Here is a 6,434-nt window from a genome sequence, read left to right on the forward strand (position 1 = left end):
GGCGCAATGCTTGCGCCCTGGGGCGCAAGCATTGCGCCCCTACACCTACCTCCCTTCCAGTGCAACGTTTGGAGGATTTATATTTTGCAATCCCCTAACTCCTTCGGATCATGGCTGAAGCCCTGATCTGCCATTTCTGCGGTGCGGATAATTCAGCGTGGGGATTCGCTCAGGCGAGCCGAGGTGGGAATTTTGGGGGCGATCGGGTTAGGCAAAGCACAGAAGCCATAACCACCCTCTGTTATGGTGGCTTTATAGCTGCACAGTTATGTAAAAAAATAAATTTTTGTGCTGACTATGGAGGAGAAGCCGGAGCGAACGCGATTGGTCAGAACAATCTAGTATTCGATTTTGGTTGACCCCATGAGAATTCCAATTATTATCGGAGCCAGTGCGTCCGCGATTGCGCTTGTGGCTTGTGTCCCTGTATCCCAATCGCCAACTTTCACGTTAAGCCAATACGATCAACTCCAAAATGGCATGAGCATGGAACAAGTGAAAGAAGTGATGGGTGCTGCACCCTCTACTGTGAGCGAGTCGGGGGAATGGCAAACGATGATTTTTTCCAATTCAGACGGGAGTAATGCCGTAGCTGTATTTCAGGGTGGAGTATTAACCAGTAAATCCCAAACCCGCTTGAAGTAAATACAATCATGCCCGGTTCAAGCATCGGGCATTACTTTTATCGCATAAATCAGCCATGCAAAAACGAATTATTGTCCCTTTTATAGCCATCTTATTCATGGGATGTCAACCCCCAATCACTTATGAAAACAATCTTAATAATTCGCCATATATTGAATCAGATTCTCTAAATTTACGGACTCCTCTATCAACTAACTGTCAAAAAGCTGAATGCGTTATCGAAGCTAACGACAAAGTGTTTAAATGGGATAAGACGTTTTTTGGGGATTCTTACCAAGGGACTAGGAACGTTCAAGTTTATCGCTACTCACCCAACTCTAGCCAACCCGAACTACATGAACAATGGGCGGTTGATATCGTCAACAAAACAGCGGGGCTAATTTCTTCAGTCGATTTAAGAGGGAATTCACCACCCTCTATAAATCTTAGCCCGCAGATGAAGGGAGCAAATCAGTGGGGAGAGCGCACAGGGTTTGTTGAAAATATAATTGCAATGGTAGACAACTCCACGCCTGAGAGTACAGAAGCCGTCTCCATTGGAGAGGCGCGATTAGTAAAGGGAGATTTTGGAATAAAGTATGCAGAAGCGGACATGAAAATATTAAGACCAATTAGGACAGTTATTGTGACCTTTGGTGCTTATGATTCATCAGGGGCTAAAGTTGGTGAGTTTCTTTATTCTGGGAGTAACTTTGTTCAAGATGAAACGGTAAAAATAAAAGCAATGGGAACCGTTCCCCCTGATGTTTCCATTGCCGCAATTAAAAGACTTAAAACTCAAGTCGTTGATTAAGACTATAGACCTCTTGCAAAATACCGATTTTATCCCCCCAACCCCCCTTAAAAACGCCAATCGGCTTAAAATAATTTTGCAAGAGTCCTAAATGTAGAGGCGATTCGCGAATCGCCTCTACATTTAGGGTTCGATGTTTTAGATGTTATAGGTTGCCTAAGTCCTGACCCGAATAGTTCTAATAAAATCTCTATGCAACTTAAATGAATTGGCCCAATCTGCCAGAGAAAACGACTGCTGATCCTCCTGATACGCCTTTAACCCAGCATGGGTAATGAGAATAAACCCGTTGATCTATCCTAGAACAGCCAGTCCAGAATCAGATTTTCGGAAGAAGAAACCGGAGTTTTAGCCCAAATTTGATGCAGAACCCGCATTCATTTGGGCCAAAACCCCGGTTTCTTTTCTTAACTGGACCCCGGACTAACTGTACTGTTCGCCCGATCGCGCTTCTGTCTCCAAATTAAACAGCAATCGTAGAGTTTCCATCGCTTGACGACGCGCCTCAATATCTTGCTGTGCCCGCAGTTGGACCATTGGATCATGCAAGATTTTATTAACAATTCCTCGGGTGAGTGCCTCAATCACTTCTTGATGTTTTTCGGCAAATTCCGACCCTAAACGAGACAGCGCTTTTTCCAATTCCTGCTCGCGAATGGTTTCGATTTTATCCCGTAAACAGCTAATCGTCGGCACCGTTTCCAAACTGCGCCACCAAACATCGAATGCTTCCACTTCTTCTTCCAATAATCCCTCAGCTTCCATTGCCATTTGCCGACGGCTTTCTTGGTTTTGAGCGACAACGGCTTTCAAGTCATCCACATTAAACGAATGGACATTCGAGAGCGTATTGACATCAGAATCCACATTACGCGGCACTGAAATATCAATCAGCATGATCGAGCTATTGGGGTTTAAAACCGCTTCGAGTTTGGACCGATTTAAAATCGGTTCAGTGGAAGAGGTACTGGTAAAAACAATATCAGAATTGGCAATAACGGGCATCATTTCTGATATTAAATCCAGTTTTAAGTCCGCATCGGGGAAGTTTTTAGCCAGTTCTTCAGCGCGACGTAATGTGCGATTGAGAATGGTAATTTGGCGAGCCCCTTTAGAGAGTAAATGTTGAACCAAGAGTTTCGACATTTTCCCGGCACCGAGAATCGCAATGCGATAGGGTGCGAGGTCCTGGACCTTAATTTGGGCTAGTTCCACCGCTGCGGAACTGATAGAAACCGCGCCGGTGCCGATGCTAGTTTCCGTGCGGACTCGTTTGCCTGCGGTAATGGCTTGTTTGAGGAGACGATTGAGAATGCGTCCGACCCCATTATGTTGCTGACCGAGTTTGTGAGTATTTTTAACTTGGGCTAAAATTTGGCCTTCGCCGAGGACCAAGCTATCCAAACCTGCGGAAACCCGCATCAGATGCATGACGGCATCTTCTTGTAACAAGATAAACAGATGTTGTCGTAACTTATGAACGTTTAATTGGCCGCGTTCCGAGAGAAATTGGATAGCTTCACGAACGCCGGAGTCGGTTTCACCCGTTACGATATAAATTTCTAAACGGTTGCAAGTGCTGAGAATCGCGACTTCTCGAATATTAGGATAGCTACATAAATGAGCGATCGCCTCTTTAATATCCGGTTCGGGAATACTCAGCTTTTCTCTAACTTCTACGGGTGCTGTCTTATGGCTAAGACCTACGACTGCAATATTCATGATTTCTCCCTGGATTTTTTAGTCGTTTACGCCGCTCTCTAAAACTTACTCAAACTTGATTGTATGATGTTTAGTTCCTAGCTTGGATCTTCCAAGACCTTTCCATCACTAGGCTTACACGGCTGAACTATCCGCATTTTCCAAATTAATTGACGCATTTAAGTCCCGATCAATTGAGAGGTGACAGTTCGGACAATCATACTGTCTTTTGTGCAGTGGCATTTTTTGTCGGTGTCCACAGTTAGAACATATTTGTGAACTAGGATACCAGGGGTCAATTAGCGTTAATTTGCTCCCATACCACTCACATTTGTACTCAAGCTGACGACGGAACTCATAAAACCCACCATCAGCAATAGCACCGGCTAGCTTGTGATTTTTGAGCATCCCTGACACATTTAAGTCTTCGATTTTTACTTCACCGTGGTTTTTGGCTAAGTAAGTTGTTAACTGATGTAAATGGTCAGATCTAATATCGGCGATGCATCGGTGAACTTTAGCTAACTTTAGCTTAGTTTTTTCTCGGTTTTTACCTCCTTTTTGACGGCGATTTAGTTCTTTTTGGAGTTTGGCTAATTTTTTCTGGGCATGGCGATAAGCTTTGGGGTTGGGATAGGTTTTTCCATCGCTGAGGGTGGCCAGAGTTTTGATTCCTAAATCTACCCCAATCCGCTCTCTTACTTTGGGTGTGGCCTCGGGTTCCACATCAATTTTGAAGGAAATATACCAGTCCCCTGCCCGTTTACTAATCGTGACGTTTTGGGGATTGACTGGGGGTAACTCTTCATGGCTTTTTACCCAACCAATCCGAGGTAGCTTTACCCAATAACCGGAAATTTTAATGCTTCCTTCCAGGTAAAAACTATCCTTGATGTCCTTTTTTTTAAACTTGGGGAAACCTGTACCTTTGACCTGCGAAACTCGTTTAAACGCTTTATTGAGGTTTCGCAACGCTTCTTGAGGACTACATTTCGAGACCTCATAGTACCAAGGATTTTGACTTTTGACCTCGGCTACTAATCTCTTATGTAAATCTATGGCGCTTGGGAGTTTACCTTCAGCTTCATATGTTTCCTTACAGGTAGCGAGTCCCCAATTCCAAGCGTGTCGAGCGACCCCGGCGTGCTTCGCCATGAGTGTTCGTTGTCGGTTATTTAAGTCTAGCTTGGTCTTAAAGCTCTTCACTGACTTTTTCACTCCTCAACAATCTTTTTGTTCGGGTAACTTCGGCTACCATAAAGAGTAGCAGAAAACAATGGAGATGGTGAACTCCTTTAATTTTGGCGGCTTTGGTTATTCTAAAACTTACTCATCTTGTTATGATAGCCTAAAAAATGAGTAAGTTTAAGAAACTTTAGGTAGAAATTTAAACCCTAAACCCTGTTTCCAGCCCTCTTGATGTTTGACCAGCGTATCGATGAGATTCTATCTCTATTGAACTGAATTAATCGGGTTGTCTTGATTTTTATGCTAACTGAAACCCGGGTGGGTCAGGGCAATCCTCGGGGATTGAGCAAAGGTTCGAGGCAGGGTACAGGAGGAAAAACCCTCCAGCACAACTGCAGGCAGAGCGGGTTGGGGAAGGAGAGGGAGGGAGCGGACTTTAGAGGGGTCCGCACCACCGGCAGAAGGGATCACCGTGGCGATCGCTGGGGAAAGACTCCGCTTAAAAACTAGCGGGATTCTCACCCCGGTGACATCGGTCCTTGGTCCTTGGTCCTTGGTTTTTGGTCCTTGGTTTTTGGTCCTTGGTCCTTGGTTTTTGGTCCTTGGTCCTTGGTTTTTGGTCCTTGGTCCTTGGTCCTTGGTCCTTGGTCCTTGGTTTTTGGTCCTTGGTCCTATGACAAATGACAAATGACAAATGACAAATGACAAATAACAAATGACAAATGACAAATAACAAATGACAAATGACCAAAAAGTTGTGAGGTCATCCTGCTTTCGTCCCTTCCTTAACCGCGCTGAGTTTGAATTAGCGCAATTGTAGGCTCTTTGGAGCGTCGTACATATGAATGGTATCGACAAAGCGAGCGGTACTCGACTGGCTAGAAATAACCAGACTGTGAGTGCGAGCGCCACCTTTGAAGAAGCGAACCCCTTGCATTAACGTTCCGGGAGTAATACCCGATGCGGCAAACAGCACCGTGTCACCAGAGGCTAATTCTTCGGCATTGTAAACCTTGTCAGGGTCAGTGATCCCCATTTCTTGCAAACGAGCGATATTGCTTTCTTTGCTTTCGCCAATCAGCCCAGTTTTGACCACTTCGGGGTCATAAATCAACTGACCTTGGAAGTGACCGCCTAAACAGCGCATTGCCGCAGCGGAGATCACCCCTTCAGGAGCAGCACCGATTCCCATCAGAGCGTGGATGTTGGTTCCGGAGAAGGCGCAAGAAATTGCGGCAGAGACATCTCCATCGCTGATCAGACGCACTCGGGCTCCGGCGTTGCGAATTTCTTCGATTAAGCCTTTGTGACGGGGACGATCCATCACCACCACAACCAATTCCTCAATGGAGCGACTCATGCAGTCCGAGAGGATTTTCAGGTTTTCTGTGGCAGATTTATTGATGTCCACATGATTTTTGGCACAGGCGGGTGCGGCGAGCTTCTTCATGTAGAAGTCCGGGGCTCGGAACAAGCCGCCTTTTTCGGCAATGGCGAGAACTGCCATCGAACCGTTTTGTCCGTAAGCAACCAAGTTGGTGCCTTCACAGGGGTCAACGGCGATATCAATTTCGATCAGTTGTTGGGGGTCACAGAAGTCCTTGGCATTTTCCTGGGTGCAGATGCCAACTTCTTCCCCGATGTACAACATGGGAGCTTCATCGCGCTCGCCTTCGCCGATGACGATTCTGCCACGCATATGAATGCGGTTCATACGTTCGCGCATCGCTTCTACCGCCACATGGTCAGCGGTATTTTTGTCGCCTTTACCCATCCAACGAGCCGAAGCGATCGCGGCTTGTTCGACGACTTCAATAATCTCTAAACCGATTACACTATCCACGGAATTTTCCTCCCAACTGCCTATCAGCAGCCTTTTCTCTGGCTACAACCGTCTAAAAGTCTATCAGAGGACGGATACCCATAGCGATCGCGTTTAACTCAGTTTTTGTTAAGTTTTGCTGCTAGGGGGGGGGATGGTCATTGGTTATTGGTCATTGGTCATTGGTCATTGGTCATTGGTTATCCAAACCAGGACCAACGACAAATGATACTCCATACGGTATTTAAAGGTCTATAAAAACGGATTGTAGGGGCTTCGATGCCT

Annotated in this window: 6 protein-coding genes; 3 read left to right on the forward strand and 3 right to left on the reverse strand. The window is 45.8% G+C overall.

From position 1 onward, the window contains the following. Positions 1–110: 110 nt before the first annotated feature. Genes NG833_RS08730 through NG833_RS08740 form a run of 3 tightly spaced genes read left to right on the forward strand, consistent with a single transcriptional unit; the run spans position 111 to position 1,438 of the window. Positions 111–359 (forward strand): hypothetical protein, encoded by a 249-nt coding sequence (locus NG833_RS08730; RefSeq protein ID WP_254564905.1) that lies wholly within the window; start codon positions 111–113, stop codon positions 357–359. A 4-nt stretch (positions 360–363) separates the two neighbouring features. Continuing rightward, positions 364–645, forward strand: coding sequence for a hypothetical protein (locus NG833_RS08735; RefSeq protein ID WP_254564906.1), 282 nt, complete (start codon positions 364–366; stop codon positions 643–645). Positions 646–700: 55 nt separating this feature from the next. After that, positions 701–1,438: an FxLYD domain-containing protein gene (locus tag NG833_RS08740; protein WP_254564907.1), complete on the forward strand. Its 738-nt coding sequence runs from the start codon at positions 701–703 to the stop codon at positions 1,436–1,438. Positions 1,439–1,861: 423 nt separating this feature from the next. Here NG833_RS08740 and NG833_RS08745 read toward each other — a convergent pair whose 3' ends face one another. The 3 genes from NG833_RS08745 to glpX form a co-directional block, all read right to left on the reverse strand. After that, on the reverse strand, positions 1,862–3,160 hold the full coding sequence (locus NG833_RS08745) for a glutamyl-tRNA reductase (RefSeq protein ID WP_254564908.1): 1,299 nt from the start codon (positions 3,158–3,160) through the stop codon (positions 1,862–1,864). A 114-nt stretch (positions 3,161–3,274) separates the two neighbouring features. Beyond that, positions 3,275–4,345: a transposase gene (locus NG833_RS08750; RefSeq protein ID WP_254564909.1), complete on the reverse strand. Its 1,071-nt coding sequence runs from the start codon at positions 4,343–4,345 to the stop codon at positions 3,275–3,277. 787 nt (positions 4,346–5,132) lie between these two features. Beyond that, the gene (gene glpX / locus NG833_RS08755) at positions 5,133–6,170 is read right to left on the reverse strand and encodes a class II fructose-bisphosphatase (protein ID WP_254564910.1); all 1,038 of its coding nucleotides are present in this window, start codon (positions 6,168–6,170) and stop codon (positions 5,133–5,135) included. Between the last annotated feature and the right edge of the window lie 264 nt (positions 6,171–6,434).

This window comes from Oscillatoria sp. HE19RPO (genome assembly GCF_024220515.1).
In the GTDB taxonomy this organism is placed as follows: domain Bacteria; phylum Cyanobacteriota; class Cyanobacteriia; order Cyanobacteriales; family Laspinemataceae; genus Laspinema.

Coding starts and splice junctions, on each gene's coding strand:
- NG833_RS08730 (WP_254564905.1), top strand. CDS start 111: ATGGCTGAAGCCCTGATCTGCCATTTCTGCGGTGCGGATAATTCAGCG.
- NG833_RS08745 (WP_254564908.1), bottom strand. CDS start 3,160: ATGAATATTGCAGTCGTAGGTCTTAGCCATAAGACAGCACCCGTAGAA.
- NG833_RS08740 (WP_254564907.1), top strand. CDS start 701: ATGCAAAAACGAATTATTGTCCCTTTTATAGCCATCTTATTCATGGGA.
- NG833_RS08735 (WP_254564906.1), top strand. CDS start 364: ATGAGAATTCCAATTATTATCGGAGCCAGTGCGTCCGCGATTGCGCTT.